Origin of the sequence: Mycobacterium kiyosense (assembly GCA_021654635.1) — a bacterium.
Lineage (GTDB): Bacteria > Actinomycetota > Actinomycetes > Mycobacteriales > Mycobacteriaceae > Mycobacterium > Mycobacterium kiyosense.
In genome coordinates, this window is sequence record AP025179.1 from 2,545,816 (window position 1) to 2,561,423 (window position 15,608).

10 protein-coding genes and 5 pseudogenes are annotated in these 15,608 nt (G+C 69.9%); 10 read left to right on the plus strand and 5 right to left on the minus strand.

Going from position 1 to position 15,608, the window contains the following annotated elements:
• Positions 1-2 precede the first annotated feature (2 nt).
• The 3 genes and pseudogenes from L6444_RS12055 (at position 3) to L6444_RS12065 (ending at position 2,848) form a co-directional block, all read left to right on the plus strand.
• Positions 3-905, plus strand: a complete 903-nt coding sequence (locus tag L6444_RS12055) for a hypothetical protein (RefSeq protein WP_236982875.1) — start codon at positions 3-5, stop codon at positions 903-905.
• 16 nt (positions 906-921) lie between these two features.
• Positions 922-1,420 (plus strand): annotated as a pseudogene (locus tag L6444_RS12060) (polyadenylate-specific 3'-exoribonuclease AS).
• A gap of 36 nt (positions 1,421-1,456) precedes the next feature.
• Positions 1,457-2,848 (plus strand): annotated as a pseudogene (locus tag L6444_RS12065) (class II 3-deoxy-7-phosphoheptulonate synthase).
• A 105-nt stretch (positions 2,849-2,953) separates the two neighbouring features.
• Here L6444_RS12065 and L6444_RS12070 read toward each other — a convergent pair.
• Positions 2,954-4,165, minus strand: a complete 1,212-nt coding sequence (locus tag L6444_RS12070; protein ID WP_236982884.1) for a protein kinase domain-containing protein — start codon at positions 4,163-4,165, stop codon at positions 2,954-2,956.
• Between the two features lie 92 nt (positions 4,166-4,257).
• Here L6444_RS12070 and L6444_RS12075 point away from each other — a divergent pair, with 92 nt between their 5' ends.
• A complete protein-coding gene (locus tag L6444_RS12075) occupies positions 4,258-4,662 on the plus strand; it encodes an Rv2175c family DNA-binding protein (protein WP_236982892.1) in 405 nt (134 codons plus the stop codon).
• Here the strand turns inward: L6444_RS12075 and L6444_RS12080 are convergent.
• Both L6444_RS12080 and idsA2 read right to left on the minus strand, forming a co-directional pair.
• The gene (locus L6444_RS12080; RefSeq protein ID WP_236982894.1) at positions 4,649-6,169 is read right to left on the minus strand and encodes an alpha-(1->6)-mannopyranosyltransferase A; all 1,521 of its coding nucleotides are present in this window, start codon (positions 6,167-6,169) and stop codon (positions 4,649-4,651) included. The two genes, L6444_RS12075 and L6444_RS12080, sit on opposite strands and share 14 nt — an antisense overlap.
• Before the next feature lie 5 nt (positions 6,170-6,174).
• Positions 6,175-7,236, minus strand: a complete 1,062-nt coding sequence (gene idsA2 / locus L6444_RS12085) for a bifunctional (2E,6E)-farnesyl/geranyl diphosphate synthase (RefSeq protein WP_236984041.1) — start codon at positions 7,234-7,236, stop codon at positions 6,175-6,177.
• 203 nt (positions 7,237-7,439) lie between these two features.
• Here idsA2 and L6444_RS12090 point away from each other — a divergent pair, with 203 nt between their 5' ends.
• The gene (locus L6444_RS12090; RefSeq protein WP_236982895.1) at positions 7,440-8,330 is read left to right on the plus strand and encodes a mycobacterial-type methylenetetrahydrofolate reductase; all 891 of its coding nucleotides are present in this window, start codon (positions 7,440-7,442) and stop codon (positions 8,328-8,330) included.
• Between the two features lie 9 nt (positions 8,331-8,339).
• On the opposite strand, the pseudogene lppM reads toward L6444_RS12090, so the two are convergent.
• Positions 8,340-9,001, minus strand: a pseudogene (gene lppM, locus L6444_RS12095) (lipoprotein LppM).
• 138 nt (positions 9,002-9,139) lie between these two features.
• Entirely contained in the window at positions 9,140-9,742 is a 603-nt protein-coding gene (locus L6444_RS12100; RefSeq protein ID WP_236982896.1) for a GNAT family N-acetyltransferase, read from the minus strand.
• Positions 9,743-10,025: 283 nt separating this feature from the next.
• Between L6444_RS12100 and L6444_RS12105 the strand changes: the two genes are divergently transcribed.
• From L6444_RS12105 to L6444_RS12125, 5 genes and pseudogenes are all read left to right on the plus strand, one after another.
• Positions 10,026-10,427 (plus strand): DUF3040 domain-containing protein, encoded by a 402-nt coding sequence (locus tag L6444_RS12105; RefSeq protein ID WP_236982897.1) that lies wholly within the window; start codon positions 10,026-10,028, stop codon positions 10,425-10,427.
• A 388-nt stretch (positions 10,428-10,815) separates the two neighbouring features.
• Positions 10,816-11,247, plus strand: coding sequence for a division/cell wall cluster transcriptional repressor MraZ (gene mraZ, locus L6444_RS12110; RefSeq protein ID WP_236982898.1), 432 nt, complete (start codon positions 10,816-10,818; stop codon positions 11,245-11,247).
• Positions 11,222-12,405: pseudogene (rsmH, locus tag L6444_RS12115) on the plus strand (16S rRNA (cytosine(1402)-N(4))-methyltransferase RsmH). Before mraZ ends, rsmH begins: the two are co-directional and overlap by 26 nt.
• Positions 12,402-13,581, plus strand: a pseudogene (locus L6444_RS12120) (hypothetical protein). Before rsmH ends, L6444_RS12120 begins: the two co-directional pseudogenes overlap by 4 nt.
• Entirely contained in the window at positions 13,578-15,605 is a 2,028-nt protein-coding gene (locus L6444_RS12125) for a peptidoglycan D,D-transpeptidase FtsI family protein (protein WP_236982899.1), read from the plus strand. The pseudogene L6444_RS12120 and the gene L6444_RS12125 overlap by 4 nt, the downstream one beginning before the upstream one ends.
• Positions 15,606-15,608 lie beyond the last annotated feature (3 nt).

The following is a 15,608-nucleotide window of genomic DNA, read 5'->3' on the forward strand; positions in this document are numbered from 1 at the left end:
GGGTGCATCGTTGGCTGCAGCACGACATCATCGACCGCGGCCACCTGCCGTTGCTGTGCTGCCTGGTCGCGTTCATCCTGACCTTCTTCGTCACCAGGACCTTCGTGCGGGTCATCCGCCACCGCGCCGACCGCGGCCGCCCGGTGCGCTGGTGGCAGCCGCGCAACATCTACGTCGGATCGGTGCACATCCACCACGTCGCCGTCGGGGTGGTGCTGGTGATGCTGTCCGGGCTGACCCTGGTGACCTTGACGATCAACGGTCAGGAACCGCAGGTCAGCTTGGCGGCCATCCTGTTCGGGATCGGCGCCGCGCTGGTGCTCGACGAGTACGCGCTGATCCTGCACCTGTCCGACGTGTACTGGGAGGAGGACGGGCGCACCTCGGTGGACGCGGTGTTCGCCGCGGTGGCGGTGGCCGGACTGCTGATCCTGGGCCTGCACCCGTTGATGTTCCTGCTGCCGATCCGCTACGGCGGCGAGTGGGTGGTGCTGCGCAGCACGCTGGCCGTGGCGTTGGTGTTCACCCTGCCGCTGGCGGTGGTGGTGGTGCTCAAGGGCAAGGTGTGGACGGGGCTGCTCGGTATGTTCCTGGTGGTGCTGCTGGTGGTCGGGGCGGTCCGGTTGTCGCGGCCGCACGCGCCGTGGGCCCGCTGGCGCTACACCAGCCGACCCAACAAGATGCGTCGCGCGCTGCAGCGCGAACGCCGGCTGCGCCGGCCGGTGGTGCGGGTCAAACTGCTGCTGCAGGGCGCCATTGCGGGCACGCCGCACCTGCCCGACGAGCGGGAGGTCGACGCCCAGCTCGACCTGGATGTGCATCCCGCCCCACCGCCCGACGGCATCGAGCCCACCCTGGTCGCCGAGCCCGCCGCAGGCACGCCCGGGGCGCGCCGCGCCGGCTGACTCGATAAGCTGCGACGTGCGGTATTTCTATGACACCGAGTTCATCGAGGACGGCCGCACCATCGAGTTGATCTCGATCGGCGTCGTCGCCGAAGACGGCCGCGAATACTACGCAGTCTCCACCGAATTCGATCCCGAACGGGCCGGCAGCTGGGTGCGGGCCAACGTGTTGCCCAAGCTGCCGCCGCCGGCCTCGGCGCTGTGGCGCTCCCGCAACCGGATCCGCGCCGACCTGGAAGAGTTCTTCCGGGTCGGCGGCTCGGACCCCATCGAGCTGTGGGCCTGGATCGCGGCTTACGACCACGTGGCGCTGTGTCAGCTGTGGGGGGCGATGCCCGCGCTGCCCCGGGCCATCCCGCGATTCACACGGTAGCTGCGCTGAACGCCAACTGTGGGAAGAACGCGGCAGTCCGCGGCTGCCGCCACGGTCGCGCGACGCGCACGACGCGCTGGTGGACGCGCGGGATCACTTGCGGCGCTTCCGGATAATCACCGCTGAGCAGCGTTCGCCCTGATCAGCCCGGCCGAGTGGCCACAGCTACGATGGACCGATGAACTGGACCGTCGATATTCCGATCGACCAGCTGCCGCCGCTGCCGCCGCTGCCCGCTGACCTGCGCGCACAGCTGGACACCGCGCTGGCCAAGCCGGCCGCCCAGCAACCCAGCTGGGACGCCGACCAGGCGGCGGCGATGCGCACGGTGCTCGAAAGCGTTCCGCCGGTGACGGTGGCCTCCGAGATCGTCCGGCTGCAGGAACAGCTGGCGCAGGTTGCCCGCGGCGAGGCCTTCCTGCTGCAGGGCGGCGACTGCGCCGAGACGTTCACCGACAACACCGAACCGCACATTCGGGGCAACATCCGCACCCTGTTGCAGATGGCGGTGGTGCTGACCTACGGCGCCAGCATGCCGGTGGTCAAGGTGGCCCGCATCGCGGGCCAGTACGCCAAGCCGCGGTCGGCCGACATCGACGCGCTCGGGCTGAAGTCCTACCGCGGCGACATGATCAACGGGTTCGCCCCGGATGCCGCGGCGCGCGCGCACACGACCCGTCGCGGCTGGTGCGGGCCTACGCCAACGCCAGCGCCGCGATGAACCTGGTGCGGGCGCTGACGTCGTCGGGCTTCTCCTCCCTGCACCTGGCGCACGACTGGAACCGAGAGTTCGTCCGCACCTCCCCGGCCGGCGCCCGCTACGAGGCGCTGGCCGCCGAGATCGACCGGGCGCTGCACTTCATGAGCGCCTGCGGGGGTGGCCGACCGTAACCTGCAGACGGCCGAGATCTACGCCAGCCACGAGGCGCTGGTGCTGGACTACGAGCGGTCCATGCTGCGGTTGTCCGATGTGGAAGACGGCGAGCCGCAGCTGTACGACCTGTCGGCGCACACCGTGTGGATCGGCGAGCGGACTCGTCAGCTCGACGGCGCGCACGTCGCGTTCGCCGAGGTGATCGCCAACCCGATCGGCGTCAAGATCGGCCCGACGATGACGCCGGAGCTGGCCGTCGAATACGTCGAGCGGCTCGACCCGCACAACAAGCCGGGCCGGCTGACCCTGGTGAGCCGGCTGGGCAACAACAAGGTGCGCGACGTGTTGCCGCCGATCATCGAGAAAGTGCAGGCCGCGGGTCACCAGGTGATCTGGCAGTGCGACCCGATGCACGGCAACACCCACGAGTCCTCGACCGGGTACAAGACGCGGCACTTCGACCGGATCGTCGACGAGGTGCAGGGCTTCTTCGAGGTGCACCGGGCGCTGGGCACCCACCCGGGCGGCATCCACGTCGAGATCACCGGCGAGAACGTCACCGAATGTCTCGGCGGGGCGCAGGACATCTCGGACACCGACCTGGCGGGCCGCTACGAGACGGCCTGCGACCCGCGGCTGAACACCCAGCAGTCGCTGGAGCTGGCCTTCCTGGTCGCGGAGATGCTGCGCGACTGACCCGGTTCGTCGTGCGTCCTCGCGCGGGGGCCACCGCACGGCGAAATTCCGGCCTCGGATTCGCAGCCGGGTTGCATTCGCGGCGGGGCGGTTGGGCCGCGACCGTTACAGCAGGCTGGCGAGGTGGATACCGAGCCGCCAGCAGCCGCTGGCGACCAACCCGGCCAGCGTGATCACCACCGCCAGCCAGACCAGCACCATCCGGCGGTAATGCTGTCGGGCGTAGGTGAACTCGTCGATCGGGATCCCGGCGAACTGTCCCGAATCGGGCGGAGATTCGTCCCGCTCCGGGCTGGCGGCGGGTGCCGCCGCGGCGGGCTGGGGGACGCGGGCGAATTGACGCGTGGAATGGTGTACCGGCGGCGCGGCCGACACCGGCGGCTCGGGGCGGCGCTGCGCCATGCTGCTGTGATGCAGTGCCGCGCAACGATGTTGGGCGGAGTTGCGCGGCGCGGGCACCCGGAAACCCGGCAATCCCAGCTCCTCGGCGATCGCGTCGACGTCGGCGGCCATTTCGATGGCGTCGGCGTAGCGCTGGGCCGGGTCGCGGGCCGTCGCGCACGCCACGAAGTCGTCGAACTGCGCCGGCACCCCGTCGATCGCGGCGCTGGGCGGCGGCACGTCCCGGTCCAGCCGCTGATACGCCACCGACAGCGCGGTGTCGCCGGTGAACGGCGTGCAGCCGGTCAGCAGTTCGTAGGTGAGGATCCCCACCGCGTAGACGTCGCTGCGCGGTCCGGCGTTGCCGTCGCGCACCTGCTCCGGCGACAGGTAGGCCGCGGTGCCCAGGATGACGCTGGTGGAGGTGATGCCGGCGGCCGCGACGGCGCGGACCAGCCCGAAATCGGCGATCTTGACCTCGCCGTCGTCGGAGATCAGCACGTTCTCGGGTTTGATGTCGCGGTGCACCAGTCCGGCCCGGTGCGCCGCGGACAGCCCGCCCAGCACCGGCCGCAGCACCGCCACCACGGCGTGCGGCGGCATCGGGCCGCGCTCGTCCAGCAGTTCACGCAGGGTGCCGCCCTCGATCAACTCCATCACCAGGAACGGGTGCCGGCCGTCCTGCCCCTGGTCGTAGACGGCGACCAGGCCCGGGTCCTTCAACCGGGCCACAGTGCGCGCCTCCAACTGGAAGCGGGTCAGAAACTGCTGGTCGGCGGCGTAGCGCGCGTCCATCACCTTCAACGCGACGGGCCGGTCCAAGCGGGTGTCGTGCCCGCGGTACACCGTCGAGGTCCCGCCACTGGCGATGGTCTCCTGCACCAGGTAGCGCCCGTCGAGCAACGCACCGGTCAACGGGTCCGCGGGTCCAGCCACGCTGGCAATCGTAGGGTGGGGGAGCGATTGGGTCGCAGAACCTGTGCGTAACGCGCACACTTGCCGGCCCGCCAGGTTCTAGACTGACGTGCGTGGGCAGCATTCCGGCCGGCGACGACGTCCTGGATCCCGACGAGCCAACCTATGACCTGTCCCGGGTCGCCGAACTGCTCGGCATACCGGTGAGCAAGGTCCTCCAGCAGCTCCGGGAAGGGCACCTGGTGGCGGTGCGCCGTGACGGCAGCCTGGTGGTGCCGCAGGTCTTCTTCACCACCACCGGCCAGGTGGTCAAGAGCCTGCCGGGGCTGCTGACGATCCTGCACGACGGCGGGTACCGCGACACCGAGATCGTGCGCTGGTTGTTCACCCCGGACCCGTCGCTGACCGTCACCCGCGACGGCTCGCGGGACGCCCTGAACAATGCGCGCCCGGTAGACGCGCTGCACGCGCACCAGGCCCGCGAGGTGGTGCGGCGCGCCCAGGCTATGGCGTACTAGCCGCAGCCGGCTCCGTCACCTCGGCCGCCGGCTCGCGGTACAGCAAATACCAGGCGGCCAGCGCAAATGCGGTCGCCAGCCCGACGTGCAGCCAGGAATACATGCCGTGCGAACCGTCGGGTTTGAAGATCACCATCACCCACGTCGAGAAACCCGCGATGGCAGCCATTGCCCGGCGCGACTGCGCCAGCGGCGCCAGCACCGCCAGCGGCCAGGAGTAGTACCACGGCAGCGCGGCCGGCACGAACAGCACGACGATCAGCATCGCCGCGAAGATCCCGGTCAGCGCGGCGCGGTCGTCGCGCCGGAACCGCCACCACAACACCGGCAGCGACACCGCGATGATCACGATGCCGATCAACCGGGCGATGCGCAGCACGGTGTAGAACTGCACCGCGAAGAACCCGCTGGTGAAGGCGTGAATCAGGTTCGCCGCCGCGGTCGGCACGGTCAGCCAGTTGATGATCTTCACCGAACCGGCCAGCGCCGTCATCCAGCCCAGGCCCACCCCGGCCGCCAGCGACAAGCCCCCGAACACCGCGACACAGATCAGCAGCGAGGACAGCGCCGCGACACCGAATGCGGGCACGCCCCCCCAGCCCCGGTCTTCACGCAGATGCCGCATCCACACCCAGCACAGGAACGGCAACGCCAGCCCGGCAGTGGCTTTGACCGCGATCGCGACGGTGAGCAGCGTGATGCCGGCGACGTGGTGGCGCTGCAGGGTCAGCGCGATACCGGCGGCCATCAGACCCACCATCAGCATCTCGTTGTGCACCCCACCCATCAGATGGATGAGCACCAGCGGGTTGAGGACGCAGATCCACAGCGCCTTGGCGCCGTCGGTGCCGACGTGGTGCGCCAGCCGGGGTGCGGCCCAGATCAGCAGTGCCAGCCCGGGCAGCATGCACAGGCGCAGCAGCATGGTTCCGGCCACCACGTTGTTGCCGATGAGCATCGTGACCAACTTGGCCACCAGGATGAACGCCGGGCCGTAGGGCGCGGTGGTGATCGTCCAGATCGGGCTCACGTTGTCCAGCAACGAATTCGGGTTACCGACCGGCCCCACCGCGTACGGGTCCAGGCCGTCGCGCAGCAGCGCGCCCTGCGCCAGGTAGGAGTAGGTGTCCCGGCTGAACACGGGCACCGAGACCAGCAGCGGCAGCAGCCAGAACGCGGTGGTGGCCCGCATGGTGAATTCGGTGGCTCCGCCGGCGAGTGCCTGTCGACCCAGGCGCAGCCAGGCGACCAGCATCAGCACCACGCCCGCCCACAGCAGGATCGAGGACAACACCAGGCCGTGGCCGAACCGCAGCCAGGATAGGTGCATCGTTTCCAGCAGCGGATCGTGCTGGCGGGTGCTGCCCGCTCCCGACGCGCCCAGCGTGATGAGTACCGCAGCCAGGAAACCGAGTCGCGCCGGCCCGGCCTCGGGACTGGTCGCGAAGCTGCGGAACTCCGAAAGACGTTGCCGCACCGATTCATTGCTGGCAGCGGTGGTGGTCATCGGGTTCAGGCCGACCGGTCGGTGGCCAGCTGGGCCAGCTCGGACAACCCGGTCTTGGCCGACGCCGTGATCGGCGCCGACGCCAGCGTGGCCAGCGCCCGTCCGGTGAGCTCGGCGATGCGGTCCTCCGCCGCGGCCAGCGCCCCCACCCCGGCGATCACCGCACGCAGTTCGTGCACCTGGGCATCGGTCAGGTCGGTGCCGATCGAGGATCGTAACAGGTTGGCCGCCAACGGATCCGACTTCTCGGCTAGCCGGGTCGCCTCGGCCAGTAGCACGGTGCGTTTGCCCGACCGCAGGTCGTCCCCGGACGGTTTGCCCGTCACCGCGGGGTCGCCGAACACGCCGAGGACGTCGTCGCGCAGCTGGAAAGCCACCCCGAGGTCGGTGCCGAAACTCTGGAACGCCGCGGCGATGTCTGGCCGGTCGGCGGCGGCGGCCGCACCGAGCTGCAAGGGCCGGGTGACGGTGTAGCAGGCGGTCTTGTAGGTGGCTACCTTCATCGCGGCGGCGACCGACTCCTCGGCCGATGCCGGCGGCGCTGCTTCGGCGATGATGTCGAGGTACTGCCCGCCGAGCACCTCGGTGCGGATGTCCGACCACACCCGCTCGACGCGCACCCGGGCGCCCGGGTCCAGGGCGGTGCGCGCCACGATGTCGTTGGCCCAGGCATGTGTGATGTCGCCGAGCAGGATCGCCGCCGAGACGCCGAACTGATCCGCCGGGCCCTGCCATCGGCGTTCGCGGTGCAGGGCCGCGAAGTGCACATGGGCGGTCGGCCGACCGCGGCGGGTGGCGGACCCGTCGATCACGTCGTCGTGCACCAGCGCGAAGGCGTGCAGCAGTTCGAGTGCCGAAAACAGCAGCAGCACTTCGGGATCGGGCGGCTCGGTGGTCACCGCATCCCAGCCCCAGTAGGCGAACACCGGTCGCAGTCGCTTGCCCCCGGTGAGCGCGAAATCCTCGAGCCAGCCGGTCAATTCGTGGTAGTCGGCGCCGAGAAAGCTCGATTCGCTGCGACGGCCGCGCAGGTACTGCCGTAGTTGGTCGGTGACGGCGTCAGCCACCTTGTCGGTCACCGATGTTTCCAGGCTCAGCGCGGCGCCCCTTTCTCGATCGGCATGCCTCTGGCCCGACAGTGTATGCCGCGCCGGTGCTGGTGGCGTCCCTCAAGCGCGGGTAGCGCACGCCCCTATGCTGTCGTGGGGTCTGGAAAGGGTTTGCGCGGCGCAGCGCGAGTACGAGTCATCGATCGAGAACGAGGAGCCGTGTGACGCTCAACACCATCGCGCTGGAGCTGGTGCCGCCCAACGTCGAGGACGGCCGCCAGCGGGCCCTGGAAGACGCGCGCAAAGTGGTGCGGTACTCGGCGGAATCCGGTCTGCAGGGAAAGCTCCGGCACGTCATGATCCCGGGGATGATCGCCGAGGACGACGATCGCCCGGTGCCGATGAAGGCCAAGCTGGACGTGCTGGACTTCTGGTCGATGATCAAACCGGAGCTGCCGGGCCTGCGCGGCCTGTGCACCCAGGTCACCGCGTTCATGGACGAGGCGACGCTGGGGCAGCGGCTGGCGGCGTTGACCGGCGCCGGCATGGAGGGTGTGGTGTTCGTCGGCGTGCCGCGCACCATGAACGACGGTGAGGGCTCCGGGGTGGCACCCACCGACGCGCTGTCGATTTATCGCGACGCGGTGCCCAATCGCGGGGTGATCGTGATCCCGACCCGGGAGGGTGAACACGGTCGACTGAACTTCAAATGCAACCAGGGCGCCACCTACGGCATGACCCAGTTGCTGTACTCCGACGCGATCGTGGGCTTTTTGACCGAGTTCGCCAAAACGACCGAGCACCGGCCCGAGATCCTGCTGTCGTTCGGTTTCGTCCCCAAGGTGGAGTCGCGCGTCGGCCTGATCAACTGGCTGATCCAGGACCCGGGCAACGCGGCGGTGGCCGCCGAGCAGGAATTCGTCAAGACGCTGGCCGCCAGCGAGCCGCCGCGCAAGCGCGCGCTGCTGGTCGAGCTGTACAAACGGGTGATCGACGGCTTGGCCGAGTTGGGCTTTCCGCTGAGCATCCATCTGGAGGCGACGTACGGGGTTTCCGGCCCGGCCTTCGACACCTTCGCCGAGATGCTGGCCTACTGGGCGCCGGGCGATTAGCGCGCGGTGTCAGCTTGAGGATTGGTCGCTGGGTGTGCTGAACCGGGGCGAGCGGTCCCGGCTGACCCAGGCCAGCAGCGCGACCACCCCCGCGGCCGCGAACGCCGCGATGCCCAGCCAGATTCCGGCTCCGGTGAACGATCGGGTGTTGGGGTCGGTGTAGCGGGCGGTCGCGGTCATGGTGCTCACCACGCCCGGCTTTGAGCTTCCACTGCACCACCTCGGGTTCGATCCGGTCGCCGTTGGTGGAGGTGACGGTTCCCGGGAAGGCGACGGTCAGCTGGACGTCGGCCTCGGGGTCGGTCAGCGAGGTCAGGTCGGCGCGGCCTTCCAGCATCACCAGGTTGCCGTTGCGGCGCAGCGACAGATTCACCCCGGCGGCATCGGAGTTCAGGTGAGCCAGCTGGGGCAACTCGGCGAAGGTCAGGTCGGAGAAGACCGCCTGCGACCCCACGTAGCCGTCGCTGTCGTAGTTGGAGACGGCGACTTTCTGGCTGAACGGCAGGTTGGTGTCCAGCCTGGGGGCCGGTGTCCTTGTTGTTCTTGGGTTTTGCGGCGGCGATGATCTCGCCGGACACCTGGTCGTCGGGCGAGATGGTGAGCGAGGCGCGGACCCGCAGGCAGCCGGTGGCCAACGGCACCAGCATCAGCAGCAGCACGATGGCCAGCATGCGGCGCCGGTCCCGCTGCGCCCGAAGGCGGGCGGGGGACACGGTTGGCGGGGGAGAGCTCACGCGCACCAGGTCATCGTGCCAGACCCGGTGCGCCGTTCTGCTCAGCCGCCCGGTTGCGACACGGCCGGTGCGCCGCTAGAGCGGCAGCGGGCGGCCCAGGATCGCGAACGCCCTGGGGTCCCCGACGAAGTGGTAGCTGCGGATGACGTCGGTGAAACCCAGCCGGCGATACAACCGCCAGGCCCGGTTGGCTTCACCGTTGGTCTCCGGAGTGGAGAGCAGGACGTTGGCTTCGGAGCGACCGGCCAGCAGGCGCCGGGCCAGCGCCTCGCCGACGCCGCGACCCTGGGCGCGGGGATGGATGTGCAGCTCGGTGAGCTCGAAGTAGCTGTTCATCAGCCGCTCGATCGCGTGCGGCGGAAAACCGCTGCGCTGCAGGCCCAAAATCACCTGTTGTTGCCACCACTGGCCGGGCGCCCCGGGGTAGCCGTAGGCGATACCGACCAGCGGCGCGGCGCCCAGCTCACTCACCGAGGGTTGGTGGGTCGCATCGGCGGTGGCCAACTCGACGGCGGCGACGGCCTGCCAGCCGCTGCGCCGGGTGTGTTCGAGCCACATCGCGGCGCGCTGGCTCTCGGTGCCTTTGGGGTAACGCATCGCGTCGACGTACACGCGCAGCGCATCGCCGAGGCGACGTTCCATTTCTTGCGGCGGCAGATCGATGAGGAATGTCGCCAATTCGCGGTGTCCTCCTCGTCTGCGGGTCGGCGGTGGAGCGGCTCGTGTGTGGTGGTTCCAGTATCGGACCCGGCGCTCGGGCCGTGGCGAGCGGCCGATGTGACGTGCTGCACGCCCGGTTGTCGCGGGCCATTTCGTCACAGTGGTCGGCGCCGGGATAGAATCGCCTGCGAATCAGTGGTACCGCGTAGATTGACCTCGTATCATCGGAGTTAATTGCCCCGCAACGGGCGTGCGTGTGCTATCGGTTGCTATGTGACAGTGTTTCGGCAAGGAGGGACGAATGCCACTCTCCGATCATGAGCAGCGAATGCTCGACCAGATCGAGAGCGCTCTCTATGCCGAGGATCCCAAGTTCGCGTCCAGTGTGCGCGGCGGGGGCTTTCGCGCCCCGACTGCGCGCCGGCGCCTGCAGGGGACGGCGCTGTTCTTTGTCGGCCTGGCGATGTTGGTGTCCGGGGTGGCGTTCAAGGCCACGATGATTGGGACCTTCCCGATTTTGAGCGTGCTGGGATTCGTCGTCATGTTCGGCGGCGTGGTGTACGCCGTCACCGGCCGGCGTCTCACCGGGAAGCCGGATCGCGGGGGAGCCACTGCGATCTCGCGTCCGCGTCGTTCCAAGGGCGCGGGCAGCTCGTTCACCAACCGCATGGAGGAGCGTTTCCGCCGCCGCTTCGACGAGTAGTCAAGCGCGACAACAGATGACGGGGCTGCCGAGAGGCGGTCCCGTTTTCGTTGGCTAGCTGGTGGTGCGGCCACCATTGCAGATCCGGGAGTGCTGGACCCGCCCGACGGGCCGTGCGACTTCAACTCGTGTCCGGTTCGTAGCGCACTTGTGCCCTGCCTGCCCCACCGCGCCCCACCGGCCCCCATTCGTCGGTTTTGCGCCTGTGAGCTGCGATTTCGCACCGCTCATCCGGTGGCGTGGCGGCCCTGAATTCGGCTTGAACGCGGGACGGGTGGGCAAAACGCCACTCCGGGACGCGCGGAGGGGGCGTTTATGGGGAGAAGTGGGGAGTTGTGGGGTATGGTGGCCGAAGTGTTTGGGTGAGAAGCAAGTTGGAGGTGCCCCAGTGTTTCTCGGCACCTACACGCCCAAGCTCGACGACAAGGGGCGGCTCACGCTGCCGGCCAAGTTTCGCGACGCACTGGCAGGGGGGTTGATGGTCACCAAGAGCCAAGATCACAGCCTCGCCGTCTACCCGCGGACGGAGTTCGAACTGCTGGCCCGCAAGGCCAGCAAGGCCCCGCGCAGCAACCCCGAGGCGCGTGCGTTTCTGCGTAACCTGGCCGCCGGCACCGACGAGCAGCACCCCGACGCGCAGGGCCGGATCACGCTGTCGGCCGACCACCGGCGCTACGCGGGCCTGTCCAAGGACTGCGTGGTGATCGGGGCGGTCGATTACCTCGAGATCTGGGACGCGCAAGCCTGGCACGACTATCAGCAAATCCATGAAGAGAACTTCTCCGCGGCCAGCGATGAAGCACTCGGCGACATCTTCTGAGGTGCATGCCTGTGCACCGTGGTCTCTGCCCGAACCGACCCTGGCGTACTTCCCCAACGCCAGGTGCGTGCTTTCGGACAGGGACCTCGGTGCACGGGCGGGACGGCAAGTAGTCGCACACAGCCCGGGAGGTCTCGCGGTGGCTGACCAGCCGGCCTCCGGCACAAGCGATTTCGGCCATGTACCGGTCCTGGCGCAGCGCTGCTTGGAATTGCTCAACCCGGCGCTGACCCGCCACCACCCGGACGGTTCCGGTGCCGTCCTGGTCGACGCCACCCTGGGCGCCGGGGGGGCACGCCGAACGGTTCCTCACCGCATTGCCGGGTCTGCGACTGATCGGGCTGGACCGCGACCCGAGCGCGCTGGACATCGCCGGCACGCGGCTGGCCCCGTTCGCCGACCGCATCACTCTGGTACACACCCGCTACGACGGCATCGCCGATGCGCTGGCCGAATCCGGTTACGGCACAGTGGAATCGGTCGATGCGGTGCTGTTCGATCTGGGTGTCTCGTCGATGCAGCTGGACCGCGCCGAGCGGGGCTTCGCCTACGCCAAGGACGCGCCGCTGGACATGCGGATGGACCCGTCGTCTCCGCTGACCGCGGCAGACGTGGTCAACACCTACGACGAGGCCGAGCTGGCGGGCATTCTGCACCGCTACGGCGAGGAGCGATTCGCCCGGCGCATCGCGGCGCGGATCGTGCGCCGGCGCGCCCACACCCCCCTTCACCACGACGGCCGAACTGGTCGCGCTGCTTTACGAAGCGATCCCGGCGCCGGCGCGGCGTACCGGCGGCCACCCGGCCAAGCGCACCTTCCAGGCACTGCGCATCGCGGTCAACGACGAGCTGGAGTCGCTGCGCAGCGCCATTCCGGCGGCTCTGGACGCGCTGGTGGTCGACGGCCGCATCGTGGTGCTGGCCTACCAGTCGCTGGAGGACCGGATCGTCAAGCGCACGTTCGCCGACGCGACCGCCTCCCGGACACCGCCGGGGCTCCCGGTCGAACTTCCCGGCCATGGGCCGCGATTCCGGTCGCTGACGCACGGCGCAGAGCGGGCCGATGCGACCGAGATGGAGCGCAACCCGCGCAGCACCCCGGTGCGGCTGCGGGCCCTGCAACGAGTGGACCACGCGAGGGGGAAGGCACAGCCATGAGCAGACAGCGCGAGGCGACCAAGCGCCGCGACAGCGAGCGTCGCAGTTGGCGCGCCGGCGCCGGCCGCCCCACCGCGGCGGACCCGTCGGCGCGGCGGGGCCGGTCGCGCACGCCCGCGGCGCCCAACCGCGAGGCCCGGGTGCCGCGGTCGGGGCCGCAGACCTCGCCGATCACCCGACCGGTGGACCGGCCGGCCCGGCCGAAGAACAGCAGCCAGGCCAAGGCACGGGCAAAAGCGCGGAAAGCCAAGGCGCCCAAAGTTGTTCGGCCCAAGTTGACCGAACGCCTGGCTGCCCGGCTGGCCGAGATCGACCTGCGGCCGCACGTCCTGCTCAGCAGGGTCCCGTTCGTGGTGTTGATCATCGGTTCGCTGGGCGTGGGGCTGGGTCTGACGTTGTGGCTGTCCACCGCCGCCGCCGAGCGGTCCTATCAGCTCAGCGACGCCCGGGACCGCACCCGGATGCTGCAACAACAGAAGGAATCGCTGGAGCGCGACGTGCGGGACGCGGAGTCGGCGCCGGCGCTGTCGGAGGCGGCACGCAAGCAGGGCATGATCCCCAGCCGCGACACCGCCCACCTGGTCCAGGCTCCGGACGGCAACTGGGTCGTGGTCGGCACGCCCAAGCCGGCCGAGGGCGTCCCGCCGCCGCCGCTGAACACCAAGCTGCCCGAGGAGACGCCGCAGCCGCCGAAGCCGCAGGCGCCGCCCCCGGAGGTCGCGGTCCGGGTGCCCAGCCCCAACGATCCGGCCGCGCCTGCCCGGTCAGGGCCGCAGGTGCTGCTGCGCGGACCGGACGGTACGCCGACGCTGGCGGGGCCCCTTCCGCAAGGCCAGCTACCCGGAGTCCCCGGCCAGCTACCCGCAGTGCCCGGCCAGCTACCCGCAGTCCCCGGTCAGCTACCCGCAGCGCCCGGCCAGCTACCCGGGGTCGCCGGGCAGGTGCCCGCCGCGCCAGGATTGACCCCTGCCGCACCGGGCGGGCAGGTGCCCGGCCAGGTGCCCGCGCCCAACTCGGTGCACTCGGGGCTGCTGCCGCCCCCGCTGTCACGGCCCCGGCTCCGGCGCTGCCGGCAGCGCCGCCCCGGTGTCCGCACCGCCGCTGGTGGTGCTGGCCCCGCCGGCGGCCCCCGCGCCGGCCGACACTGAACAGCCCGCGCCCGGGACGCCCCGATGAGCCGGGGCGACGCGCGGCGCGCCGAGCGCGGTCCGCGTCAGCCGCGCGAGGCCAAGAAGGGCCACCAACCCGCGCGGGCCCGGCGAAGCGACCGCCCGGACGTCCGGGAATCCCGCCGATTCCGCAAAGCCGGGAAAGCCGAAGCCAAACCCACACCGGTTGCGGGCGGCGGCCATTCGGCGAAGTTGCGCCGCACCCGCCAGGCGGTCCAGGTGGGCAACCGGGGCGCGTCGTTCGTGTTCCGGCACCGCACCGGCAACGTCATCATCGCCGTGCTGATGGTGGTCGCCATCAGCCAGCTGTTCTACCTGCAGGTGTCCAACGCCGCGCAGCTCAACGCCCAGGCCGCCGGTCAGCTCAAGGTCACCGACATCGAACGCGCGGTCCGCGGCGCCATCATCGACCGCCACAACGACCGGCTGGCCTTCACCATCGAGGCGCGCGCACTGACCTTCCAGCCCAAGCGGGTCCGCCAGCAGCTGGAAGAGGCCAGGAGAAAGGCGCCCCAGGCGCCCGACCCGCAGGAGCGGCTGGCCGCCATCGCCAAGGAGATCGCCGGCAAGCTGAACAACAAGCCGGACGCACCGACCCTGCTGAAGAAGCTGCAGAGCAACGAATCGTTCGTGTATCTGGCTCGGGCCGTCGACCCCGCCATCGCGAACGCGATCTCGGCCAAGTACCCCGAGGTCGGCTCCGAACGGCAAGACCTGCGTCAGTACCCCGGCGGTTCGCTGGCGGCCAACATCGTCGGCGGCATCGACTGGGACGGGCACGGCCTGCTGGGGCTCGAGGACGCCCTGGACGCCATGCTCGCCGGCACCGACGGTTCGGTCACCTACGACCGCGGCTCCGACGGCGTCGTCATCCCCGGCAGCTACCGCAACCGGCACCGGGCGGTGTACGGGTCGACCGTCCAGCTCACCCTCGACGACGACATCCAGTTCTACGTCCAGCAGCAGGTGCAGCAGGCCAGGGACCTGTCCGGCGCGCACACCGTCTCGGCTGTCGTGCTCGACGCCCACACCGGCGAGGTGCTGGCCATGGCCAACGACAACACCTTCGACCCGTCGCAGGACATCGGCCGCCAGGCCGACCGGCAGCTGGGCAACCTGCCGGTGTCCTCGCCCTTCGAGCCCGGCTCGGTGAACAAGATCATCACCGCGTCCTCGGTCATCGAATACGGCCTGTCCAACCCCGACGAAGTCCTGCAGGTTCCGGGCTCCATCAACATGGGCGGGGTCAACATCCACGACGCCTGGGAGCACGGCGTGATGCCGTACACCACCACCGGGGTGTTCGGGAAGTCGTCCAACGTCGGAACCCTGATGCTGGCCCAGCGGGTGGGTCCGGAGCGCTTCTACGACATGGTCCGCAAGTTCGGGCTGGGGCAGCGCACCGGCGTCGGGCTGCCCGGTGAGAGCGCCGGGCTGGTGCCGCCGATCGACCAGTGGTCGGGCAGCACCTTCTCCAACCTGCCGATCGGCCAAGGCCTTTCGATGACCCTGCTGCAGATGGCGGGCATGTACCAGGCGATCGCCAACGACGGCGTGCGGATCCCGCCGCGCATCCTCAAGGCCACCATCGCGCCCGACGGCACCCGCACCGAGGAGCCGCGCCCGGAGGGCGTTCGGGTGGTCTCGGCCCAGACCGCCCAGACGGTGCGGCAGATGTTGCGCGCCGTCGTCCAGCACGACCCGATGGGCTACCAGCAGGGCACCGGCCCGGCCGCCGCGGTGCCGGGCTACCAGATGGCCGGCAAGACCGGCACCGCCCAGCAGATCAACCCGGCGTGCGGCTGCTACTTCGAGGACGTCTACTGGATCACCTTCGCGGGCATGGCCACCGTCGACAACCCGCGCTACGTCATCGGCATCATGATGGACAACCCGCACAGCAACGCCGACGGCACGCCCGGACACTCCGCCGCGCCGCTGTTCCACAACATCGCCGGCTGGCTGATGCAGCGCGAGAACGTGCCGCTGTCACCGGATCCTGGACCGCCGCTCACCCTGCAGGCGATGTAGCGG